The sequence below is a fragment of the Pseudomonas graminis genome (genome assembly GCF_004364335.1).
Classification (GTDB): domain Bacteria; phylum Pseudomonadota; class Gammaproteobacteria; order Pseudomonadales; family Pseudomonadaceae; genus Aquipseudomonas; species Aquipseudomonas graminis_D.
The window spans coordinates 169,150-192,872 of the sequence record NZ_SOCR01000001.1 but is presented as its reverse complement, the minus strand read 5'-3'; the positions used below and the strand labels follow the sequence as shown (position 1 = coordinate 192,872).

The 23,723-nt window shown below is 62.7% G+C and carries 16 protein-coding genes; 4 read left to right on the top strand and 12 right to left on the bottom strand.

Annotated features, from left to right (window positions below):
- Window positions 1–31: 31 nt before the first annotated feature.
- The 4 genes from EC919_RS00830 (at window position 32) to EC919_RS00815 (ending at window position 4,044) form a co-directional block, all read left to right on the top strand.
- Window positions 32–1,225, top strand: coding sequence for a CaiB/BaiF CoA transferase family protein (locus tag EC919_RS00830; protein ID WP_133770298.1), 1,194 nt, complete (start codon window positions 32–34; stop codon window positions 1,223–1,225).
- Window positions 1,222–2,160 carry a hydroxymethylglutaryl-CoA lyase gene (locus EC919_RS00825; protein ID WP_133770296.1) on the top strand — a complete coding sequence of 313 codons (939 nt, stop codon included), beginning with the start codon at window positions 1,222–1,224 and terminating at the stop codon, window positions 2,158–2,160. The genes EC919_RS00830 and EC919_RS00825 overlap by 4 nt, the downstream gene beginning before the upstream one ends.
- 108 nt (window positions 2,161–2,268) lie before the next feature.
- Complete coding sequence (locus tag EC919_RS00820; RefSeq protein WP_133770294.1) at window positions 2,269–3,606, top strand: MFS transporter; 1,338 nt, start codon at window positions 2,269–2,271, stop codon at window positions 3,604–3,606.
- Window positions 3,607–3,663: 57 nt separating this feature from the next.
- Complete coding sequence (locus EC919_RS00815; protein WP_133770292.1) at window positions 3,664–4,044, top strand: VOC family protein; 381 nt, start codon at window positions 3,664–3,666, stop codon at window positions 4,042–4,044.
- Between the two features lie 1,473 nt (window positions 4,045–5,517).
- On the opposite strand, the gene tssA is transcribed toward EC919_RS00815, so the two are convergent.
- From tssA to tssE, 12 genes are all read right to left on the bottom strand, one after another.
- Window positions 5,518–6,618, bottom strand: a complete 1,101-nt coding sequence (tssA, locus tag EC919_RS00810) for a type VI secretion system protein TssA (protein WP_133770290.1) — start codon at window positions 6,616–6,618, stop codon at window positions 5,518–5,520.
- A gap of 101 nt (window positions 6,619–6,719) precedes the next feature.
- The gene (locus tag EC919_RS00805) at window positions 6,720–7,238 is read right to left on the bottom strand and encodes an Hcp family type VI secretion system effector (RefSeq protein WP_065988935.1); all 519 of its coding nucleotides are present in this window, start codon (window positions 7,236–7,238) and stop codon (window positions 6,720–6,722) included.
- Between the two features lie 156 nt (window positions 7,239–7,394).
- The gene (gene tssM, locus EC919_RS00800) at window positions 7,395–9,890 is read right to left on the bottom strand and encodes a type VI secretion system membrane subunit TssM (RefSeq protein ID WP_133770288.1); all 2,496 of its coding nucleotides are present in this window, start codon (window positions 9,888–9,890) and stop codon (window positions 7,395–7,397) included.
- Window positions 9,887–10,813 carry a type VI secretion system-associated protein TagF gene (gene tagF, locus EC919_RS00795; RefSeq protein WP_133770286.1) on the bottom strand — a complete coding sequence of 309 codons (927 nt, stop codon included), beginning with the start codon at window positions 10,811–10,813 and terminating at the stop codon, window positions 9,887–9,889. The genes tssM and tagF overlap by 4 nt, the downstream gene beginning before the upstream one ends.
- 55 nt (window positions 10,814–10,868) lie before the next feature.
- Entirely contained in the window at window positions 10,869–14,807 is a 3,939-nt protein-coding gene (locus EC919_RS00790) for a type VI secretion protein IcmF/TssM N-terminal domain-containing protein (RefSeq protein ID WP_133770284.1), read from the bottom strand.
- Window positions 14,808–14,837: 30 nt separating this feature from the next.
- Window positions 14,838–15,635 (bottom strand): type IVB secretion system protein IcmH/DotU, encoded by a 798-nt coding sequence (gene icmH / locus EC919_RS00785; protein WP_133770282.1) that lies wholly within the window; start codon window positions 15,633–15,635, stop codon window positions 14,838–14,840.
- A complete protein-coding gene (tssK, locus tag EC919_RS00780) occupies window positions 15,632–16,975 on the bottom strand; it encodes a type VI secretion system baseplate subunit TssK (protein WP_133770280.1) in 1,344 nt (447 codons plus the stop codon). The genes icmH and tssK overlap by 4 nt, the downstream gene beginning before the upstream one ends.
- A complete protein-coding gene (gene tssJ, locus EC919_RS00775; protein ID WP_133770278.1) occupies window positions 16,968–17,741 on the bottom strand; it encodes a type VI secretion system lipoprotein TssJ in 774 nt (257 codons plus the stop codon). Before tssJ ends, tssK begins: the two co-directional genes overlap by 8 nt.
- A gap of 38 nt (window positions 17,742–17,779) precedes the next feature.
- Window positions 17,780–20,377, bottom strand: coding sequence for a type VI secretion system ATPase TssH (tssH, locus tag EC919_RS00770; protein ID WP_133770276.1), 2,598 nt, complete (start codon window positions 20,375–20,377; stop codon window positions 17,780–17,782).
- Window positions 20,374–21,444, bottom strand: a complete 1,071-nt coding sequence (gene tssG / locus EC919_RS00765) for a type VI secretion system baseplate subunit TssG (RefSeq protein ID WP_108122374.1) — start codon at window positions 21,442–21,444, stop codon at window positions 20,374–20,376. Before tssG ends, tssH begins: the two co-directional genes overlap by 4 nt.
- Window positions 21,408–23,240, bottom strand: coding sequence for a type VI secretion system baseplate subunit TssF (gene tssF / locus EC919_RS00760; protein WP_133770274.1), 1,833 nt, complete (start codon window positions 23,238–23,240; stop codon window positions 21,408–21,410). Before tssF ends, tssG begins: the two co-directional genes overlap by 37 nt.
- Complete coding sequence (gene tssE / locus EC919_RS00755) at window positions 23,240–23,722, bottom strand: type VI secretion system baseplate subunit TssE (protein WP_133770272.1); 483 nt, start codon at window positions 23,720–23,722, stop codon at window positions 23,240–23,242. The genes tssF and tssE overlap by 1 nt, the downstream gene beginning before the upstream one ends.
- Window position 23,723 lies beyond the last annotated feature (1 nt).

Sequence of the window (23,723 nt, the reverse complement as noted above, 5' to 3'; positions counted from 1 at the left end):
CAAATTCCAAGAAAGACTCGAGGTAACCGCTATGACAGGCCCCCTTCAAGGCGTGCGCGTCATCGAAATCGGCACGCTGATCGCTGCACCCTTCGCCGCTCGCCTGCTGGGCGAGTTCGGTGCCGAGGTGATCAAAATCGAATCCATGGGGCAGGGCGATCCGCTTCGTAAATGGCGAAAGCTGCACGAAGGCACCTCGCTGTGGTGGTACCTGCAGTCGCGCAACAAAAAATCCCTCTCGCTGAACCTCAAATCCCCCGAAGGCATCGACATCGTCAAGCGGCTGGCTGAAAGCGCTGACGTGCTGATCGAAAACCTGCGGCCCGGCGCACTGGAAAAACTCGGTCTGGGTTGGGACGTGCTCCACGCGCTGAACCCCAAACTCACCCTCGTGCGCATTTCCGGCTACGGTCAGTCCGGCCCGTACCGCGATCGCCCGGGTTTCGGCGCCATTGGCGAGGCCATGGGCGGCATCCGCTACACCACCGGCACGCCGGGCTCACCCCCGGCGCGGGTCGGGGTCAGCCTGGGGGATTCGCTGGCGTCGATGCACGCGGTGATGGGCGCGCTGATGTCGCTGTTGCGGGTCAAGACCGGCCAGGGCGATGGTCAGGTGGTCGATGTGTCCCTGGCCGAAAGTGTGTTCAACGTCATGGAAAGCCTGGTGCCGGAGTACGACATGCTCGGCCACGTCCGTGAGCGCAGTGGCGGCGCGCTGCCGGGCATTGCGCCGTCCAACACTTACCCGACCGCCGATGGTGCCTATGTGGTCATCGCCGGCAATAGCGACCCGATCTTCAAACGCCTGATGCAGACCATTGGCCGCGCTGACCTGGCCGAGAACCCCGAGTTCGCCCATAACGATGGCCGCGCCGCCCAGAGCGACCTGCTGGACGGGGCGATCAGTGCGTGGTCGTCTGCCTTGCCCATTGACGCGGTGCTCAAGGCGCTGGAGCAGGCCGAGGTGCCAGCGGGACGGATCTACAACGTCGCGGACATCGTCGCCGACCCTCACTATCAGGCGCGCGGGATGATTCTCGACGCCGATCTGCCGGGCGGGGCCACGGTGAAGATGCCGGGCATCGTGCCGAAACTCTCGGAAACCCCGGGCTCGGTCAACTGGCAAGGTCCTGCGCTGGGGCAGCACACCGACAGCGTGCTCGGCGAGCTGGGCATGAGCGCCGCCGACATTGCGCAGCTCAAGCACAGTGGGGTGGTGCAATGATCACCGACTTCTCCCAGCGCCTGATCGTGCAGGAAGTGTCGCCGCGCGACGGTTTGCAGATCGAGCCGACCTGGGTGGACACCGCTGACAAGATCGCCTTGATCGACCAACTTTCTCTCGCCGGTTTCAGCCGTATCGAAGCCGGTTCTTTTGTTTCCCCCAAAGCCATTCCGGCCTTGCGTGACGGGGATGAGGTGTTCCGCGGCATCCGGCGCCAGCCCGGTGTGACCTACGTCGCCCTGATTCCCAACCTGCGCGGTGCCCAGCGGGCCATCGAGGCGGGCGCCGATGAGCTGAATCTGGTGATGTCCGCCAGCCAGACCCACAACCTGGCGAACATGCGCATGCGCTGCGAGCAGTCCCTGGCGGCCTTCGCCGATGTGGTTTCGCTGGCCTCGGGCACCGGGCTTAGCCTGAACGGCTCCATTGCCACCACGTTCGGTTGCCCGTTCGAGGGCTGCATTGATGAAGACCGTGTGCTGCGGATCGTCGATGACTATCTGGCGTTGGGCATGCACGGCATTTCCCTGGCCGACACCACCGGCATGGCGAACCCCCGTCAGGTGTTTGCGCTGGTCCAGCGCGTGCTTGCGCGCGTTCCGGCATCGGCGCTGACGCTGCATTTTCACAACACCCGCGGCTTGGGGCTGAGCAATGTGCTCGCTGCTTACGAAGCGGGGGCGCGGCGCTTTGATGCGTCGCTGGGCGGGCTCGGTGGCTGCCCGTTTGCGCCAGGCGCCTCGGGCAATATCTGCACCGAGGATCTGGTGAATATGTGCGATGAAATGGGCATCGAGACGGGCGTTGACCTGGCGCATCTGCTCGTCCTGTCGCGCGGTTTACCGGCGCTCCTGGGCCATGAAATGCCGGGACAGGTGGCCAAGGCGGGACGCAACGGCGATCTGCACCCGGCGCCCGCAAATCTGCCCGGCTGACCCGCCGGCCGTCCCGTTTTTCCCCACAAACGCGCGCACTCCGCTGCGTGCGCGTCCAGACAACAAAAACAATAGGGCTCTCTCAGGGAGTCCATCTGGAGTATCGCAATGACCGTCTCTGTTCTGACCCCGAACAGCAGCCTCGCCGAGGTTGTGAGCGCCGAAAAGGCACTGATCCGCAAGGTCGCGTGGCGCTTGATGCCGTTGATCATGGTCTGCTACCTGTTCGCATTTTTTGACCGCATCAACATCAGCTTTGCCAAGTTCCAGCTGCAAACCGATCTGAGCCTAAGCGACACCGCCTACGGGCTGGGTGCGAGCCTGTTCGTCATCGGCTACGTGCTGTTCGAAGTGCCGAGCAACATCATGCTGTACAAGGTGGGCGCGCGGCGCTGGATTGCCCGCATCATGATGTCGTGGGGCGTTGCCACGGCGCTGATGGTCTTTGTCACCGCCGAATGGCAGTTCTATGTGCTGCGTTTCATCATCGGCGCCATGGAAGCGGGTTTCGCCCCGGGCGTGCTGTTTTACCTGACGCTCTGGTTCCCGCAGACCTACCGGGGTCGCATCACCTCGATTCTGTTCCTCGCGTCGGCCTTCGCCGGGCTGCTCGGTGCACCGGTCTCGGGGCTGGTGCTCGGTCATATGGACGGCGTGATGCAGCTGCGTGGCTGGCACTGGCTGTTCCTCCTCGGTGGGCTGCCGTGCATCGCCCTGGGTTTTGCGGTGCTGAAGCTGCTCAAAGACCGTGTCGCGGACGCGCACTGGCTGACCGATGCCGAGAAGACGTATCTGTCGAGCCGCATCGCCCGGCATGAGCCGAACAAGCATGGCGGCTCGCTGCTGACCGCGCTGAAAATGCCGGGCTTCCTGATGCTCGGGCTGATTTATTTCCTGATCCAGGTGGCGTCCTACGGCCTTAACTTCTGGGCGCCGCAGCTGATTCGCAGCGCGGGCGTCGAAAGCCCGGCGATCATCGGGCTGCTCACGGCCATCCCGTACATCTTCGGCGCCATCAGCATGATCGTTGTCGGACGCCTCTCGGACGCCAGCGGCGAACGCCGCAAATTCGTCTGCGGGCTGATGGTGCTTGGGGCCATCGGCTTCTTCAGTGCCGGATTTTTTGCCCAGCACACCAGCCTGTTGATCGTCTCCCTGGCCATGCTCGGTGGCGGGGTTGTCGCCGCCATTCCGGCATTCTGGACCCTGCCGCCCAAGCTATTGGCGGGCGCAGGTGCCGGCGCGGCGGGCGGTATCGCGCTGATCAACACCCTGGGGCAGTTCGGCGGCATCGTCAGCCCGGTGATGGTCGGCGGGATCAAGGACCTCACCGGCACCACCACGCCTGCGCTTTACGTCATCGGCGTCAGCAGTCTGGTCGCGGCTGGCCTGTTAATGTGGGCATTGCCGCAGAAGCTGAGAACGCTGGACAAGAACGAACACTGAGGTCCGTGCCGCAGGGCTGCCTCACGGTCGACCCATTTAGCCCACGGAGCGCACGCAATGATTGATCACCTCGACCATCTGGTCCTGACCACCGTGGACGTGGAGGCCTGCACGGATTTCTACGTGCGCGTGATGGGCATGCGCCTGGAAACCTTCGGCAGCGGGCGGCTGGCTTTTAGATTTGGCAACCAGAAGATCAACGTTCACGAGCGCGGTCACGAGTTCGAACCCAAGGCTCACCTGCCAGTGCCCGGCGCGCTGGACCTGTGCTTTATCGCGAGCGAGGGTCTCGACGCGGTGATCGCCCACCTACAGGCCGAGGCCTGGCCGATCATGGAAGGGCCGGTCCTGCGCACCGGTGCCACAGGGCCGATTCGGTCGGTTTACGTGCGTGATCCCGATCTGAACCTGATTGAGATTTCCGAGCTGACCCGTTAACGGCGACGGAACCCTACTCCAGGTCGACGTTGACTTTGTATGAACGGGCTTGTTGGCGAACGCGTCGGGTCAGTGACGAAAAGGGCGGCTGACACCCTGCATTCGCCAGCAAGCCGGCTCCTACGGAGATTTGCGCCTTTACCGAAACGGAAGGTTGACGCCGAATGTGTAGGAGCCGGCTTGCTGGCGAACGCGGTGGGTCAGTGATGAAAAGGGCGGCTGACACCCTGCATTCGCCAGCAAGCCGGCTCCCACAGTAGATCTCGGCAGTGCGCGAAATCAGCGGCGGACGCAAAATCTGTAGGAGCGCGCTTGCCCGCGAATGCGGTGGGTCATTGCCTGCATCAGCGGCTGCATGAACGCCATCGCGGGCAGGCGCGCGCCTACACGTCGTCCGTGAGCCACCATCAAGTTTGACGCCGGATTTGTAGGAGCCGGCTTGCTGGCGAACGCGTCGGGTCAGTGATGAAAAGGGCGGCTGACACCCTGTATTCGCCAGCAAGCCGGCTCCTACAGTAGATCTCGGCAGTGCGCGAAATCAGCGGCGGACGCAAAATCTGTAGGAGCGCGCTTGCCCGCGAATGCGGTGGGTCATTGCCTGCATCAGCGGCTGCATGAACGCCATCGCGGGCAAGCGCGCTCCTACACGTCGTGCGTCAGCCACCCTCAAGTTTGACGCCGGATTTGTAGGAGCCGGCTTGCTGGCGAATGCGGTGGGTCAGTGATGAAAAGGGCGGCTGACACCCTGCATTCGCCAGCAAGCCGGCTCCCACAGTAGATATAGGCTGTGCGCGAAATCAGCGGCGGACGCAAAGTCTGTAGGAACGCGCTTGCCCGCGAATGCGGTGGGTCATTGCCTGCATCAGCGGCTGCATGAACGCCATCGCGGGCAAGCGCGCTCCGACAGGTCGTGCGTCAGCCACCCTCAAGTTTGACGCCGAATCTGTAGGAGCCGGCTTGCTGGCGAATGCGGTGGGTCAGTGATGAAAAGGGCGGCTGACACCCTGTATTCGCCAGCAAGCCGGCTCCCACAGTAGATCTCGGCAGTGCGCGAAATCAGCGGCGGACGCAAAATCTGTAGGAGCGCGCTTGCCCGCGAATGCGGTGGGTCATTACCTGCATCAGCGCCCGGGTGAACGCCATCGCGGGCAAGCGCGCCTACACGTCGTGCGTCAACCACCCTCAAGTTTGACGCCGGATTTGTAGGAGCCGGCTTGCTGGCGAACGCGGCGGGTCAGTGATGAAAAGGGAGGCTGACACCCTGTATTCGCCAGCAAGCCGGCTCCTACGAAGATGTTCACCTGTACCTAAACGGAAGGTTGACGCCGGCTCCTACGGAAATGTTCGCCTTTACCGAAACGGAAGGTTGACGCCGAATGTGTAGGAGCGCGCTTGCCCGCGAACGCGGTGGGTCAGCGCATCCATCAGCGGCTGCATGAACGCCATCGCGGGCAAGCGTGCTCCTGCGTGATATCAGCCCTTCGGCTCTTTCGTCCCCAGCACGTCGCGAATGCTGTCCACCACGTTGTTGTCCTTGATGACGTCGCTGAGCCAGCCTTCCAGGGGCATGTTGCCCCATTTGATCGCGCGTTCGATCAGGTACGGCACCGGGCTTTGTGGCTCGGTCTGTTTGAAGAACTGGGCGACGCCGGCGAGCATGGTGAAGGCTTCGTCGCGGGTCAGCGGGGTGGTGCGCAGTGGCGCCGACGCGGTGTCTTTCAGGGTGATGGTCATGGCAGGCCCCGCAGCGGGTTGATCGGCTGTTTCGGCGACAGGCTCTTCAGTCGGCTGGGCAGGCGCGGGATTGATTTCCACGCCGCGGTCCTTGAGCAGTTTTTCAGCCAGTTGCGCGGCGCGGGAAAGGATCTCGCTCAGGCCGGCAAAGCTCGGTGCTTCGTTGCCGAACAGGCGATCAGCCGTGGCTTGCAACTGCCGGCACGCCTGCAGGCTGTCGGTGATTTCCGAGGCCTTGCGCAGGAAGTGATCGGTGTCGGTCAGCACCACCGAACGCTGGAAGATTTCCGCGTTGATCTTGCCTTCGTCCAGGGCGATGCGCATGGCCTGCGGGTTCTGCAGCGCCAAGTTCTCGATGTGCCGGGACTCGTCGTAGCGCAGCAGACCGAACTGATCGCCCTGGGTGATCGGCAGCCCGCCCACCACATCGGCCAGGGTGGTCTTCAGCCAGGCCAGGCGCGCCGCGCGCTCTTCCAGGCCTTCGTCCAGCGCCGGGTACAGGTCATCCCAGAAACGCTCAAGAATCCGCTCGGCCAGGGTCAGGCCGAAGGTGATGCCGAGAAAGTGGTATTTGTGCGCCAGGGCTTCGCTGAGCCAGGCCACGAGCATCAAATCCTTGCTCTGCTGTGCAAGGCCTTGTGCCGCCAGGGTGATCGTCAGGTCCCAATCCGAAGATTTCAGGTCGGTCTGCCAGTCACCCTGGGTCAGGTAATCAGGGTCCGCTCGACGAGCTTCCTTGACGTTGTCGAACAGCGTGGAAAAGCTCAGGTCTTCGCCGCTTCCTCCATCGATCGGCGCTGTCAGTTCGGTCAGTGAAAGGTCGTTGAGAAATTCAGACATGGTCAACTCGGGATGAGAAAAAAGAACACCGCGCCCATCCAGCCGGCGCGGTGTTGAATACGGCCCGCTGCGCCAGGCAACGGACCGCTGTGACTACTCGATCAAGCGAAAACCTTGTTGGCCGTACGGTCCCAACCGCCGGTGACGTTACCGCCACCCTGGCCGTCGGCACGGCTCTGCTGGGTGTAAGTGGTCTTGATGCGAGCGAAGTTGAAGCTGATTTCTTCGATCGGCAGGTCGCTGACGGCTTTGTCTTCGCCATCCTGACTGCCACCGGCTACGGCCTTGACCGACGACACCACAACCTCTTCCAGGTTGATGGTCAGGTAGGTCAGCTTGTCGCCGCCGGCACGGTTGACGTTCAGCTGGATCTTGGCGATGTGAGTGCCTTTGCAGCACGCTTCGAACAGCTTCGCCGAGGCCTTGTCGACCGCTTTGCGGATGCTGAAATCGCTCAGTGCAACGCGCTCGGAGGACGCACCGCCTGAAGAGCTGGCAGTCGCCGACGTCGCTTGGGTGGCGCCGTACTCGTAGCCGAGTACTTCGATCCAGTCCTTGTGCTTGTCATCCAGAACTTCGCCTGGAATGCCGTCGATCTGAATATATGCGTCAAATGCCATTTCTTGATTCTCCTTACTTACAGGTTGGGGCTAGCCGTCCAGCGGCCAGGTCACGCCCCTTGATTTGACCCCTCTGAATATTCAGAGGAATCGGTTGCCGCTGCCCGGGCCTTCATGCAACAGGGCCCGGACGCCGGATTCTTTAGATGCGCGCAATCAGTTCAGCGCCCGCACCTCGATTTCTACGCGCCGGTTCGGCTCCAGGCACTGGATCAACTGCGCGCGCGGCTGCTGCATGTCGCACTTGACCAGTGGCTTCTCGCTGCCTTCGCCCACGGCTTCCACCAGCTCGGCGGGCACGCCCTTGCCGACCAGGTAGGTCTTGATGGTTTGCGCCCGCTGCCTGGACACCTGCAGATTGCCCTGGCGGTCGCCGAGCTGATCGGCGTGACCGGCGATGATGATCTTGCCGATGTTCGGCGTGCTCAGCAGCTTGCCGGCGATGGCGCTCAACTGGCTCTGGCCCTCGGTTTTCAGGCTCTGGAAATCAGCACGGCCGAAGGCGAACAGGGTGTCCGACTCCAGGGTGATGGTCTCGATGGAGCGCAGCGATTGCGAGAGCAGGCTGTTGATGTAATTGCGCGAACTGGACGTCAGGAACGCGTTGTCGAGAATCCTCGGCACGTCCGGTTCGTGGATCTGGTCGCTGTAGAAATTGACCTGGCGGCTGGCGAGCTCGTAGTCAGTGCCCGAGTTGGTCGCAGCGCCCGTCGCACCGATGGTTTTGCCGGTCTGTTTGGCGATGGCCGGGTACCAGTAGTCAGGGATCTTCGCTTTGAGGAAGGCCGGGTCGGCTTTTTCCCGCTGGGAGCGCGAGAGCTGAACGTAGGTCTCCAGGGTGGCCTTGCCAAAATCAGCGATGGACTGCGCGCGGTTGTCGTTGGGCAGGGCGCGGGGCTCGACGCTGTCCACACCGGTGACCGGCATCAGGTCCTTGGCGTTGCGCTGGTAGACCTTGATCGTGGTCAGCAGGTACAGCGAGCGGGTGAGGTTATCGGCGGTCGGCTTGAGCATGACCGTTTCCAGCCGGCTGAAGTAACGCGCACGCACCAGCGGCTCGACGTTGTAGCCCTGATAAAGGCCCAGACGCAGGCGCAATGGCACGCCCTGATCGTGGTGCCGCACATAGTAATCGGCGGTTCGCACGCGCAGGCGATCAAGGGTTTGCCAGGCGGTGTACTGCCCCGGCGTCGCGGTGTCCTGGGCTGCTGCCGCAGTCAGCTCGGAAGACAGCGTCTGGATCTCGGTCTTGTTGTTCCAGTACGACCAGCCCCACGCGCCGCACAGCAGCAGGGCAATAAGGCTGGCCCCGCCGACCCACGCGGCCTTGCGACGGCGTTCGCGGACGTTGCTGGTGTACAGCGCCACCAGATGCTGGTCGGGAATGATCACCTTGCGGAACAGGCTGTTGATGAACAGCGGCTGCGGCTGGGCCTGGCCGTGAGCGGTTGCCTGTTCGGCTTCCAGGGAGAACCGCTCGCTGACCTGACGGGTGTGGCCACCCAGTTCCGGCGCGTCGGCATCCAGTGCGCTGGTGAAGTAGAAGCCACGCAGCAGCTCGGCATTCTGGTACGGATTGGCGCGCAGCAGGGCGTCGACGAACAGTTGCAGCCGAGGCTTCAGCGCTGCGAATTCCAGCGGAAAACGGTAGACCGCCGAATCCCGACGGGTGATCTGGATGTCCTGCAACACCAATTGCTGGCTGGCCACTTCCTTCCAGTAGTTGACCAGTTCGTCCATGGCCACGCCGAAACGCTGGGCCCAGTCGGTTTTTTCAAAGTCTTTGTGGGTGAAGGTCTTGCCCATCACTTCGCCGCGGGCGACGTCGTCCAACTGGCGATAGAACGGCGCGAAGCCCGGCACCAGGTCGCATTTGGTGAAGACCAGGTAAATCGGCAGGCGCACTTCCAGTAGCGAGTACGTTTCCTGAATGCGTTCACGCAGGCGCTTGGCCAGACGCTCCTGATCTTCCAGCGAGGCCTGGAGGATGTCGTGGATGCTCACCGTCACGATCAGCCCGTTGAGTGGGCGGCGCTGGCGGTGCTGACGCAGCAGCTGCAGAAAGCCGCGCCATTTGCCGGCTTCTTCCTGATCGGTCATGTAGCGCCCGGCGGTGTCCAGCAGCACCGCTTCGGAGCTGAAGAACCAGTCGCAGTTTCGTGTGCCGCCCAGCCCGGCGACCCGCACGCCTTCGCGCTCGGCATAGGGGAAGTTCAAGCCGGATTGATAGAGCATGGTGCTCTTGCCCGCTGCCGGCTGGCCCACCACCAGATACCACGGCAGGGCGTACAGCGCGTCTTTGGCACGGGTGCCGCGGGGAGTATTGCTGCGCAGGCGATCGATGCTTTGCAGCAGGCGTTCGCGCAGCAGGCTGACCTCTTCACGGTCCGCGGGGCTGGCATTCAACACCGCCTGATCGGCGTCGTCGCGCAGCAGACCTTCAAGGTTGTGCTGCCGCGAGGTGCTGCGGTAGAGAAACAGCACGTAGCCGATCGACAGCAGCAGAAACACCGCGATGCCGGTCAGCAGGCTGCCCAGGGAACTGAAGTCCATCGCGCGGCCCAGCCCCCAGACGATGAAGATCGTCAGGAAGAAGCACACCCCCAGAATGTAGGGTTGGTAGCGCAGCAGGTAATACTTGAGCTTGTTCATACAGACTTCACATCCAGCGCGTCGACAAAACGGTCGATGACGTCAAAAAGGGGGCGGTCGGTGTCGGGAAACTGAGGCGGCCGGTGGTGTTCGTCGAACGCTGCGAAATCCGCCAGCACGTCGTAATGCTCGGGCCGCTCGGCCGGGTCGGTCAGGGCCGTATACAGACCGGTGTCACTGCGTGATGGAAAGCTCAGCAACTTCGGCCGCATGAAATCGTCGGCCAGCACGTTGACCTGGGGCGATACGCGGCCGGTTTTCATCCGTGTCAGCCAGTCGACCCAGAGGTCCGCCGTCGGGTTTTTCAGGCCACGTTCGGCGGGCAGCGGCAGGCTGATGCCCGGCGCCTGTGGTTGATTCAGCGGGCGGCGCAGCGCATGCAGGCGGGTCAGCACGGCGTTGGTGACGAACTCCGGCCAGGAGTGACCCAGCGCCGTGGCGATGTCCCGAAGATTGAAGTTACGCAGGAATTTCTCGTGCACCTGGCGGAACAATGCGAAGTCCTGACCCTGCAACGGGCGCAGCGCCTTGATCCGCTCGAACAACACGGCCGACTGCTCGCCCTGGGCGCCGAGGTGCAGCAGCGGCTTGATCTGCGCGCAGAACAACTCGCTCAGGGTGAACGGGTTGACCAGCGGCTCGCCATCGCCAGCCTTCACGGACTGAAAGATGAACAGCGGGTAGCGACGCTGGCTGGAATCCATCGAGCTGACCAGTCCGCCCAGCAGCCAGTTGCCCGAGCGCGCGCGGTACGAGAAAAAGCACACCGGCAGGCGGTCGAACTGCGCCCGCCAGTCGTCGCCCCCATGAATGGCCGCGAGGGACGTCTGCAGCCAGCCGTCGAACTCGCAGACGTCATCTCCGGCGCCGTGCAGGCTGACGAAGTCCGCGCTCGACGGCAGCTTGCCGAAGCAGCCAATCATCGACGGCCCTCCCGGCTGCTCACACGGCAGCGATTCGAACACAGCGCGCCGCTCATCACTTCGCCGATCCTTGCGCCACGTCTTTGGACGGGGTGTTCAGCGCGCTGAGGGATTTGACGTTGGCAAGGTCAGTCAGCTTGACCCCACCGTAGTTGCGCACCGCGAGGCTGACCTGACCGTTGGCGGTGTTCCAGCTGAAGCGCTGCTGGATGCCGTCGAGGTCGTCGACCCGGGCGCTGTCGTTCATGCGCAACAGGCCCCAACGACCGGGGTAATCGAACACAGTGATGCGTTCGCCGGTCAGGGTGACGACGTCCAGACGTGCGCCCGGTGCGGTGGTGGTGCCCGGCCAGGAGAAGCGGCTCCAGCTGGTCTTGCCGTTGCGGTAATGCTGAACCTGACCGTCGAGGGTGAAGATGATGTCGGTGAAGAACGCCGACGGTTCCAGCATGATTTCGAAGCCGTTTTCCTTGTCTGATAGGCTGGCGATGACCTGGCCGAGGGAGCTGGCCTTGTCGATGCTGGTGACCATGTTCGGGTTGACCAGCGGCGCGGCCTTGGCGCCGCTGCCCATGCCCAAGCCTTCACCGCCGGACAGGTTGCCGATTTCGTTGCGCTTGAAGTTCGGCAGCAGGCCGGACTCGGGGTCGACGAAACGCTGCAGGTCTTTGACCGACGCTTCGTTGCGGCTGCCCGCAGCGATCGGATAACGGTGGGCCATAACCTGTTCCCACGGCTTGGCAATCTGCTGCGCCCAGGCCTTGGCGATCTGCTGGCCGGCCGGGTCGCGCAGGGTTTCCCAGGCGAACTGGATCGGCAAGCTGAACAGGCCCTGCAGCGACTCCGACAAGCCGCCCTGGCTGGTGTCCACCGTGGTCTCGACGTAGTTGCGCACGTTGGTCACTTCGCTCGGCTGACCTTCGAGGGTTTCGCTGATCAACTGCTTGCTGCTTTTGCCAACGTCCTGGGAGCGCTGGATGTTGTTCATCCGCACCTTCAGTTTGCGCAGTGCCGCCAGGTAGCGATCCATGATCGTGCTGTCGGCGCCCTCGGCGTTCTGTGTCGCGAAGACCCGCGACACCGGCTCGAAGCGCTGGGCCAGGCTGCCGTCGTCCACCGCCGGCAACGGCGACAGCATGGCCGCGGTTGGGGCTTGCGGGCCGTTCATCAGCCCGGTGACCTTGCTCCAGAAATCATCAGGCTTCGGCGCGCCGGCCTGCTGATTCACCTGGGGCGCAGGCACGTCCCACTGGGTGTTGTCGTTGACCCCGGACAGCAGGATTTTCACCGGTGAATTCTGCACGTCGCTCAACAACGACAACTGTAGCGTGGCGTTGGCCATGTCGGTGAAGTGACGCACCCCGACGCTGCTCAGCAAGGTGTACCAGGACTGGGCGTAGTCACGCTTGTAGCGGGCCATGAACTCGCGCATGAAGTTGGCTTTCTGGATGATGCTATCGCCGCCGTCACCGTCCAGCACCCAGTCGGACTCGTTGCGCAGGTTGCTCGACATCAGCTTGATCAGTTCGGGTTTGACGAAACCGTTCCAGCCCTGGCGGGTGAAGATCGCAGGCACCGCTTCGCTGCCGTAGAGCAATTGACGGCCTGGCAACGGCACCAGCTCGTTGAGGCCCACGGCCGGGAATTGCCGACTGGCTTCCAGTTGCAGGCGCAGGTATTCACGGTCCACCAGCGAGCTGGAAATCATGAACGACTTGAGGCTCTTGCGGGTTTCTTCGACCAGTTGATCGTTGCGGGGCAGGGCAGGGGCCTGTCCGGTCTTGAGCAATTGCACGTACATCGGCACGTTATCGGTGATCACCTCATCGCTGACCGGGCTCTCTGCCGACGCGGTGTTGCTCCAGGCGACGGGCAAGGCGGCGCTGACGAATTCCGGGTCCGAATGCGCGTTGGGCTGCGTGAGCATCAGGTAGAGCTTGAGCGAGTTGTAGGACTCGATGATCGACGCGACTTGCTGCTCGTCCAGACGGCCGAGCATTTCTTCGGACAACGACAGCCCGCCGGTGGTGGCCGACAGTTCTGCGGCGTCGCTGGCCTTGGCCGGATTGCGCAGGTCGGCGAGGGCCGCTTCGCGGGTTTTGGTCACGTTGCTGCGCACAGCGCCTTTAACGCGGCTGCCGACATCGCCGACGCTGCGCGGAATGCTGCTCAGGCTTGGCTTGCCGGTGTTGGCGGCGAAACTGCGCACGCCCCGATCCACCAGTTTCTGACCCTTGCCCGATTTGCCGCCGGTTTTGTCGGTTGACTTACCAGCAGTGGCACCGAGTTCGTTCTGTGGGTCAACGGATTGAGTGAACTCGTTGAACGCGCGCATCTGCATTTGCAGCTTCAGCGCCACCGGCTCAAGGGCCTGGCTGCGCAGTTGCTGGAGATAGGCGGTTTGCGCGGCAGCAAAGATTTCGTCACCGCGGTACAGGCCGGCACTCAGTTGCAGCGGAACGCCCCTGGCACGGTGTTTCTCGATCTGGGCCAGTTCGTGGCGCAGCAGCTCCAGGCCTTCGCCTGCCGCCATGCGCTGGGCGCGGTCGGGGGCGTCGTCCAGCTCGGTCAACTTGTCTTGCAGGGCGGCGATCCATTCACGGTTGTGCTGGAACGACAGCGCCTGCCAGCCGATGAAACCGAAACCTGCGAGCAGTGCGGCGGCGATGACCACCGGGGTCATGGACCTGTCGCGGCCGTCCCGTGACTGATACGAGATCAAGTCGCGATCGGGGAAAATCACCCGGCGAAACGTATCAGTGATGAAGTAGCTGCGGTCGCCGGTTTTCCGGCCATTGGCCTGGCCGGTTTGGGCGCTGTCGCTGGCCGGCTGGAGAGCGAAGTCTTCGGCCAGATCGTCGTCGAACACCTGGCTCAGCTGTTGAGCGGTCTGCAGCGCACTGGTGAAATACAGGCCGCGCAGCAGCAGCGGGCTGCCATGGCTGGCGGGCTGGGTGAAGTGCTCCAGGAACGGCACCAGCACGCCTGATAGATCGGCGAAGTAATTGGGGAAGTTGAGCAGCGCGCTGTTGGCGTCAGAACCGAGCCTGATCATCTGCGCATCGACATGACGCTGCACGCCACGGTGCAGGTTCTTCAGTTTGCTGTCGAGGACTGTCTTCAAGCCCTGGGTGCGGATTTCCGACAGCGCGAAGGTCATGCCCAGCGGCTGCTGACGCTCGTTCAGGTCCAGACCGTCGAAGGCCTGATTGAAGCCCGGCAACTGATCGGTCTTGCTCAGCATCAGATAGATCGGCGGATGGGCGTCGAGGCTGCGGCTGTACTCCTCGATGCGTGCGACCAGCTGGATCGCCATTTCCGCACGCTCATGGGCCGTGGCCGCCAGCAGTTCCGGCAGGCTGACCACCAGCACCAGCCCGTTGATCGCGGTTTTCTTGCGCTGCTTTTTCAGCAGTTGCAGGAAGGCAGTGAATTCGCTGGCGGCCGAGTCCTCGGCCAGGTAACGGCCGGCCGTGTCGATAAGCACCGCCTCGGGGCTGAAGTACCAATCGCAATGGCGGGTACCGCTTTCGTCGGTGGTCTGGCCACTGGCGGTGGTGGCGGAAAGCCCCGAGCGGGTGAGCAGCGACGTCTTGCCGGCCGCTGCCTGGCCGATCACCAGGTACCACGGCAACTCGTACAACGCCGACGAACCGCCGCCGCCTGCCGAGCGATCGGCGCGCAGCATGGTGATCGCGTGCTTGAGGCGGTCGCGCAGCACTTGCTGGTCGCGGAAATTGCCGTCGGCCGGCAATGAACGGTCGACTTCGTGGTGCACCAGACGCTCGATATTGTGCTCTTTCTGAATGCGCCGTATCTGACGAATGACACAGACAAACAGGTAAAAACCGCTGACCACCAGCAGGGTTTCCAGCAGGTATTCCCGTGACCATTGGCTGCGCGCCGCCAGGGCCACGCACGCGGCGAGGCTTATCAGCCACAGCGTGATGACGAGGAACCAGAAACTTTTTAAAGCGCGAAGTAGTGTTTTCATGTCTTCCTGACTCGCTTACCCGAGCAGTGCTCAGGCACTGAACAATTGGCTGATGTGTTCGGACAATAAGGCGACGTCCTTGCCCAGCAGCCAGTCCAGCGTCAGGTAGACCGCCAGACAGACCAGTGCGATCAGCGCCAGGTAAACCCACACCGGTACTTCGTGGCGCAGCATCTGCGAGACCTGATCGGGCAGCGCCCAGTCCGGCGACAGCGCTTTGGGGGTCTTGCGATAGCGGGCGATGTCCTGACCGAGGGTGTTGGCCAGGTAGCGCAGTTGATCCTTGCCCTCACCGACGCTGAATTTGCCTTCGAACCCCAGGGCCAGGCACAGGTGATACACCTCCAGCACGTCCAGGTTGCGTTTCACATCCGCGCGCAGGGTTTCGATCTTGTCGAAGAACCCTTCGCCCGCCAGGTGCACGCCGAAGTGGCGGAACTGCAGCGGCGACACTTCGATGTGCCGGCGCAGTTCGTTGACTTTCTCGGCCGGCGCCTCCAGTGCGGCGTTGGCTGAAGGGGTAGAACCCTCGGCTTTTGCCACCACCGGCGCTTCGGGCATCTTGGCCCGCAGCACGCTTTCGTCGAGAAACGCGCACAACGCGTATTGCGTGTCCTTGACCTGCTCGACGCTGTAATTCGACGCGCGGGCTTCTCGCTCCAGGGCGGCGAAGAACCGATCGACGCTGTCCTCGAACGCGCTGACCGAGGTCACTTGACGGCCACGACGCAGGATCAGCGCCATGCTGATGAAATCCTGCACCAGGTCTTTGAGGGTCGGTTTTGGCTGGTCGGCGGCCATGGCGCCTTGCATTACGGCTTCGCTCATTTGAGTACTGCCATCAGTTCAAGCTTGAGGTTGGTGAAAGCGCTGGGTGCGTAGAACGAGATCGCCTGGGCGCTCATCATGCGTTCGTAGACCCGGCCATGGGGTTCGATCGAGAAGTAGTGGTTGTCCAGACGCACGGGAATGGCGTTGGGCAATCGCGTCGAATGGTTGAGCGTGGCGCCGGGCATGGCGCTGTTGACCACCACTTCGATGTCTTCCGGGGAGCCGACCTTGACCGCACGCGGCACCAGTTCCAGCAGGCTGGAGCCGGGCATGTCGGCGTGCACGGAAATATAGAAATCGGCATCGACCAGTCGTGGGTCGTGCAGCTGGCCCTGCCAGTACGACGGCTTGGTCTGAGTCAGGTTGATGACGATGCACTGGTTCGGGATGACGTTGTCCAGCAGCGTGCGGATCATCTGGTCCAGCGCGACCAGCGACGCCGCCGGGTCGTGGTGGTTGTACTCGGGGATGTCGTTGAGCTCGACCTCCAGCGAGAAGGTCAGCAAGCCACCGGCCAGTTCCGCGAGGAACAAATACAGACGCTCCGGGTGCAGACGCGGGTGGGCCAGCAAGTGCGCCAGGTTCGGGTACGCGCGGTTGACCGTGTTGAGCAACCAGAACAGCGTGACGTCGCTGGAACCGAATTCGGCGATCTGGTCGGCACGTTCCCGGCGGCGGCCCGACAGCGCCTTGCTTTTTGAGTGCAGCGCGCCGAGCAGACGTTTGCCCAGACCGATCAGGGTTTCGTGGGTGCCCAGGTGCAGGGTCGGGTGCACGAAATGGGTGTCGAGGCTGAAGCCGCCGATGTTGTTGCGTGACAGCCGCGCGATCGGGCAATAGCTGTAGCCGTCCAGCGTGTCGCCGTCGATCAGCATGACCACGTTCAGGCGCAGGCTGGTGATTTCGTTCTCCAGATCGCCTTCGTTGAGGTCGGGCAGGGTGTCGAACTGCTTGCGGAAACGCCGTGCGTTTTTCTGCTCCTGGCCGTCTTCGACGTAATTGAGGCCGAACGGCTCAGGCAGCTTCAAGGCGGCGTAGACCTTGAAGTCATTGCCTTTGAGCAACTCGCGCAAATCCCGCGCAGCCGGCAGCGGATCGTGTGACGGCGCGTCGAACAGGCTGCCGTCGGGAAACACCAGCTTCAGCCGCTTGAATTGCAGGGACCCGCCGGCCAGCGCTTCTTCGTCGATCTGCATGGCCTGCACGCCCCAATGGAAGGGCGTGCTGCGCAGCGTCGATTCGGCCAGCTGATGCTGATGGAACTCATCCTGATACTGGAAGTGCTGCGGCAGAAGAAACATGCCCTCGGACCACATCACGCGGCTCTGTTTACTCATGAACGCCTTCCACTAATGAATCAAATTTTGATTGCGCGCCTTTCTGAGCGGAGTCGACCGCCGAGTCCTGGGCCTTTTGCACCGCCGCGTCCTGCACCTGTTGAGTCAGGGACGGATTACCTGGATTGGCGGCGGGCGTGGCTGTGGGCATGACGTTGCTTTTGGCGAACTGCGCCTCGGTCTGCGGCTTGTTCAGCACGTCGTTGCCGCGTACCGCCAGCACGTGGTTGTTGTCCACCAGGACGCGCAGGCCGTCGGAGGAAAACCAGATGCCGTCCTTGCGCAGGGAGTTGGCATCGAAGGCGACTTTCCAGTGGCTCTTCTCGTCGGAGCGGAAGAACGCAGCGATGCCGACATAGCCGGTGGCGGTGTTCAGCGGCCACTGGTCGATCTGGCCCATGCCCGGCAGCAGGGTGATTTCCTGGCTGTCGATAAGCGTGTTGCCAAGGGCCTGCTGCGGGTTGTCCCACAGCGAATCGGCGTCAATGGACGCAAACCGCTCAAGCGCCGTCAGCTGATAAACCCGCAGCACGACCGACAGCGGCCGGCCGCTTTCATCGGGATTGAGCTGGTTGCCGCCGTCAGCGGTGAGGATGACTTTTTCCTTGTCGCCGAACAGCATGTCGCCGGCCCACGTGTCATCGACGCGCTTGCTGGCGCGGTCGGTGATGCCGCAGGCGGTGAGCGCCATCACGACCGTCAGAAGGGTCACGCGGGTAGCCCAGCCAGCCCCGGCGCAAAGACGTTCCCTGTTTCGCATGTTCATGACTGCATACCTATGAATGCTCGATCAATCCAGCCAGCTCAAACCAGTCGATAGGCGAAACCGCCGTCGCTGCCCAGCTCGATGTTCAGGCTCTGAATCGGTTTGTCCTGGGCCATGCGTTCCAGCACGTGCTGGGACAGTTCCGGCATGAGGGTCTTGGACAGAATGTTGTCGATGTTGCGTGCGCCGCTGTCCACCTCGGTGCAGCGCGCGGCGATGGCTTTGACCAGCGCCTCGTCATAGCCGAGCACGGCCTGATGATTGCGCTCGAAACGTTTGCGAATGCGCTCCAGCTTGAGCGCGACGATGCGCTCCAGAATCTCGTCCTGAACCGGGTAGTACGGCACGATGGTCAGACGCCCGAGGAAGGCCGGCTTGAACACCTGGTTCAACTCGTCGCGCAGGTCCTCGACGATCTCGTCCGGGGTCGGCTGCTCGGCGGTGTTCAGGCAGCGCTCCATGATGCGATCGGTGCCGGTGTTTGAGGTGAGGATGATCACCGTGTTGCGGAAGTTGATCTCGCGACCTTCGCCGTCATCCAGCACGCCCTTGTCGAAGACCTGGAAGAACAGCTCAAGCACGTCAGGGTGGGCTTTTTCCACTTCGTCCAGCAGCACCACGCTGTAGGGTTTGCGCCGCACCGCTTCGGTCAGCACGCCGCCTTCGCCATAACCGACATAACCCGGCGGCGAGCCTTTGAGGCTGGAAACGGTGTGGGCTTCCTGGTACTCGGACATGTTGATGGTGATGACGTTGCGCTCGCCGCCGTACAGGGTGTCGGCCAGCGCCAGGGCGGTTTCGGTCTTGCCGACGCCGCTCGGGCCGAGCAGCAGGAACACGCCGATGGGCTTGTTCGGGTCTTCCATGCGCGCACGGGAGATCTTGATGCGTTTGCCGATCTCCGCCAGGGCATGATCCTGCCCCAACACGCGCTCACCCAGCAGAGCAGGCAGGCGCTGCACGGTGTCGATTTCGTTGCGCAACATCTTGCCCAGCGGGATGCCGGTCCAGCCGGAAATCACCTCGCCGATGGTGCCGCCGTCGACCAGTGCGTGGACCAGTGGCTGCTCGCCCTGAACGGCTGACAGCTCGGCGCGCACGGCGGAAATCTCGCTGACATCGGGTGTCTCGACGCTGCCCAGTTCAGCCAGTTTCTTGACCAGGTCCAGCTCGCGCTGCCATTGCTGTTCCAGGGTTTCGCGGGTGGTCTGGACGCTCTGCAATTCCTCGTTCAGTGCAGCGAGACGGCGAGAGTGGTCACTGCCCTTGGCGGCTTCCTGCTCCAGTACGGCGATCTCGGCCTGGACGTTGTCGATCTGGCGTTTGCAGTCTTCCAGCGGGCCGGGTTGCGCCGACTGCGCCAGGGCCACGCGAGCGCAGGCGGTGTCGAGCACGCTGACGGCTTTGTCCGGCAACTGACGCCCGGTGATGTAGCGGTTGGACAGGCGCACGGCCTGCACCAGCGCTTCGTCCATGACCGTGACTTTGTGGTGCTCCTGCATTTTGCCGAGCAGGCCACGGAGCATGTAGATGGCTTTGTCTTCGTCTGGCTCCTCGACCTTGACCACCTGGAAACGGCGGGCGAGGGCGGCGTCTTTCTCGAAGTACTTTTTGTATTCAGCCCAGGTGGTCGCCGCGATGGTGCGCAACTCGCCACGGGCCAGTGCCGGTTTCAGCAGGTTGGCGGCGTCGTTCTGCCCGGCCTGACCACCGGAGCCGATCAGCGTGTGGGCTTCGTCGATGAACAGGATGATCGGGTGCAGGCTGCGTTTGGTTTCTTCAATCACTGACTTCAGGCGGTTTTCGAACTCGCCCTTGACCCCGGCCCCGGCTTGCAGCAGGCCCAGATCGAGGGTGTGAATCGCCACGTCCTTGAGCACCGAAGGCACGTCGCCCTGGACGATGCGCAACGCCAGGCCTTCAACGACCGCGGTTTTACCCACGCCGGCTTCACCGGTGAGGATCGGGTTGTTCTGTCGGCGACGGGTGAGGATGTCGACCATCTGCCGCACTTCGAACTCGCGGCCCAGCACCGGATCGATGCGGCCGTCGCGAGCGCTCTGGGTCAGGTTGATGGTGTATTGATCCAGCCCCGGCGTTTTGCCGTTGCCTTGAACAGCGCGGCCGTTGGCGGCTTTCGGGCTTTCCAGCGGACTGGCCAGACCCGATTCCGGGCTGCCTTCCACCAGTGCGGCGAGGTTGACCCGTAGGTCGTCGGCGTTAATTTTTTCCAGTTCCGGCGCAGAGGCCACGACCACGCGGTGCAGCTCGTCATCGTCCAGCAACGCCTGAATCAGGTAACCGGTGCGGATCTGGCTCTGGCCGAATTCAATGGAGGCCAAAACCCAGGCCTGCTCGATCATCCGGGTGATGTGCGGCGACAAAGCCGGGGTACGCGTGTTGCCCTTCTTGAAGGTGCCGAGGGCGGTGACCAACTGGGCCTGCAGGCGCTCGGGGACCACGTCGTAGTGACGGAGGATCGCCGGCAAATCGTTGTCGTTGCTTTCCAGCAACTGCAGCAGCAGGTGCTCGACTTCAACGTCGTAATGGTTTTCTGACAAGCACAGGGCGGCAGCGCCTTCTGTGGCTGTGCGACTGGTTTCGTTCAGTTTGGCGAACAGCGACTTCAGGTTCACAGTGAGACCCCATCAAAAGGAATATGGAAAAGAGCACAACGGGCCGGCTCGACATCGGCGCCCGGACGTTTCAACCAGCCCAGCCAGCCCAGCGCGACGTTGCCCTGACGGCCGATTTTCGCCAGCGGCACCGCTTCACGCTTGAGCGTCGGCGCGATCTGGAAATCCAGGTGCGCGCCGACGTAAAACCGCACCAGTTCCACCAGCTTCTGGTAGTCCTCGGTGCCGGGCTGAAAACGCTGGTAATCGGCCAGCGCCAGCGGGCCGATGTCGATGCGCACGCTGGACTGGTAATCCCAAACGCGGTTGCCGACCACAGCGCTCTGCCCGAGGGCGGCGTTCTTGCGGCCCAGCTGCGTGCACTGGCTGACGTCGAGCTTTAGCCAGCGCCCGGCGAACTGCCGCACCTTGAACGGCAGCGAGAAGTAAAAGCTCAGCATCACTTGCAGGTTCAGCGCGTTGCGCGGCTTCTGCGCGAACATCCCCGAGAAATAGCTGAACAGCTCCCGGCGCAGCGGCGAGCCTTCCGGGCCGAACTTCTGCTTCTGCGCCTGCGGGCCCAAGCCCACCAGGTGCAGCAGGTAGCGATCGAAGTCCGACGTGCCGTTGCGCTCGTACTCGATGTAGAACTTGTACTTCTGCCAGGCCTCGTAGAACAGCGTGGTCATGCGGTGGGAAAACACGTCAAGAAACGCGTGAGCAGCGTCGTCGCGGTACTGAATGTGGCGTTCCAGCAACAGCTCGGTGTACGGGCGTGGCAATACGCCGGACGGCCCGACCAGACCCATGAACGTCACCTGCACTTCGGTCAGTGGCAGCCCGGCCGCGGACACCTTGCCCTCGCGCTCGAACTTCAGGTCGCTGACTTCGCTCGCCGGGAAATTCAGCGACAGCTGCGAACGAAAGCGCAACGGGTCTTCATGGGGCCGCGTCTGCAGGTCCATTCGCCCGTTCCTGCTGTAGTGCAGGCGGAGCAAGCGCACCAACTGAAAGAATTCGAATCGGTGCGGCTCAGCCCGTGCCTGGTCGATCAGACCAGGGGTTGATCGCCGGTTCGCGGGGGCCATTGGACCACTCTCTTTTCGCGCTGCAAGGTGCGCAGGGTTAATTGGGTAAAGCTGTTGATCGAGCAGTACTGGCCGAAGAAATGATCGAGCACCATGCCGAACAGAAACACGCCGCTGCCGGTGTATTGGCTTTCATCGAACTTGAGGGTGATGCCGACGCCGCGCACGAAGTTCGGACGCGGGTGGCCGATCCGCGCGACCACCGGCTCGCTGCTCACCGAGACGATGCCGTTGATCTGCTTACGGATCGCCGAGGTGTTGCGGTAGTTGTAGAGCGACAGCAGCTCCAACAGTACGTCGCGGCCTTTGCTGACCAGCGACATGTGGTTCAGCGACAGGTGCGACACCAGGCGCCAGATCACGCCGTTGCCCAGTGGCACGCGCACCGAGGCCGTGGGTTTGCGCAGGCAGCGGATGTCATCGATGACCGAGCCTGCCGGGACACTGAAATCCCCGCGCGCGCCGCCGAAGGGGAGCAGAGAAGGCAGGTCCCGATTGCTGCAGGTCAGGCGGATACTCAAGGTATCGCTGGCCGAGTTGATCAGCTCCAAATCCCGGTCAACCACCCGAATGAACATGTCGGTGCCGTCCCGTTGGCGGCTCTGGGAGGGACGTCGGCGGGCGATCCAGAAGCTGTTGCCCGGCCCCTGATCAGCGCGCGGCTCGAAGAACGGATGGCAGTTGGTGACCTGCTCCAGGCCGCCGACTTTCTTGACCCGGCGCACCTGGTCGATGGACACCACCTCGGCCGTGTTTTGCATGCGCACGTCCGGGATGATTGCGTATTCATGCTGCGCATGGGTCAGGGTGATCGGCTCGGCCTGCTGACGGAACAGGTTGATGATCGGCGTGCAGTTGAGCTTGAAATTGGCGCGGCCGATGTTCTGCGTCAGGCGCGCCAGGCGGTCGTGCAGGTCGTAGTCGGAAAAGTAGAAATTGATCTCGACTTTGCCCAGCTTCTTGCCCGCCAGAATGCGACCGAAACCGGACAGGTCGAAGAACATGAACTTGTCCGGGAAAGTGAAGTATTCGTGCAGCAGCCGGTAGCCGAGAAACGAACGCTCCGAGTAGTCCACCAGCCCCTCATCCAGACCGTAGCCGACCGCCTTCAGCGCGTTGGCCGGCAGGGCCACTTCGCGCATACGACCCTCGTCTTCAAAGGTCAGGGTGGCTTTGGCCAGGTTGTTGAAGAGCAACTCGTACAGCTGCAGCATCAGCGTGCTTTCGCCGTCGAGGAAGAAGCGCAACGAGTCCAGCTCCATCTGACCGAACAGCACGTCGGAGGTTGCCGTCAGGCCGATGCGTAAACGTGCCACCAGATCCGCGCTGTGGCCGTTGAACGCCGAGCGTTCCATCTCGACGAACGAGGCCTGCTGCACGCTGATGGGCCAAAGGTCCACCGGGTAGCAGGTGCGGAACTTGCACACCACGCTGTCGATGGGGGTGGCGTGGATCTCGGTGTGACGCGCCACGCGATAGGCCTCGGTGACCTTCTCGTTCTTGCCCAGGGTGAACTCGACGATGGACATGGACGGGGTAGGGCGCAGGTAGTGCGGGTACAGCACCTCAAGGAACGATTCGACGATTTCCGGAAACTCGTCATCGAGCTTCTTGTGCACCCGTGCCGCGAGAAACGAAAACGCCTCGATCAACCGCTCGGTATGAGGGTCCTCGCAGTTATCGCCCTCGATGAGCAACCGCGAGGCGATTTTCGGGTACTGGCTCGCGAACTCCTGGCCCAGAAAGCGCAGGTGCGACAGTTCCTTTTCGTAATAGGGGAGCAGGTCGTCGAGCATCAGTTGAGGTTCTGTACTGTGTATTCCTGGGTATTGACCTGCAACACCGCGTCAAAGGAAACCTGACGGGAGATGTCTTGCAGGCGCAGTACGGCGTCAACGCGAAAGGTCAGCATGCGTTGGCCGGTTTGTTGTGCGAGCAGTTGTACCTTGACGCTGCGAAAGCGCCGGTCGCCGTCGGAAATCGCTTTCTCCAGCTGCTGCTGAATCAGGTAGCGGTCCCGGGGGTCGAGCACGCTTTTGCTAGTGAAATCGGGCATGCCGTAATCGAGGATCGTCCCGGGCAGTTGCGGGAAACCAGCGAGCTCGCCAGCCACCAGCGACTGACGGGTGTTCACCAGGATTTCCAGGTCCCGCACGATGCTGGCCTTGTAATCGGCCAGCGAACACAAGCGTTGCGCCGAGGCTTCAACGGACTGGTGCGGACGGTCGTCCAGCAACCGGTCCAGCAGTGACGGCAACAGCTTGTGTTGGCTACTCATG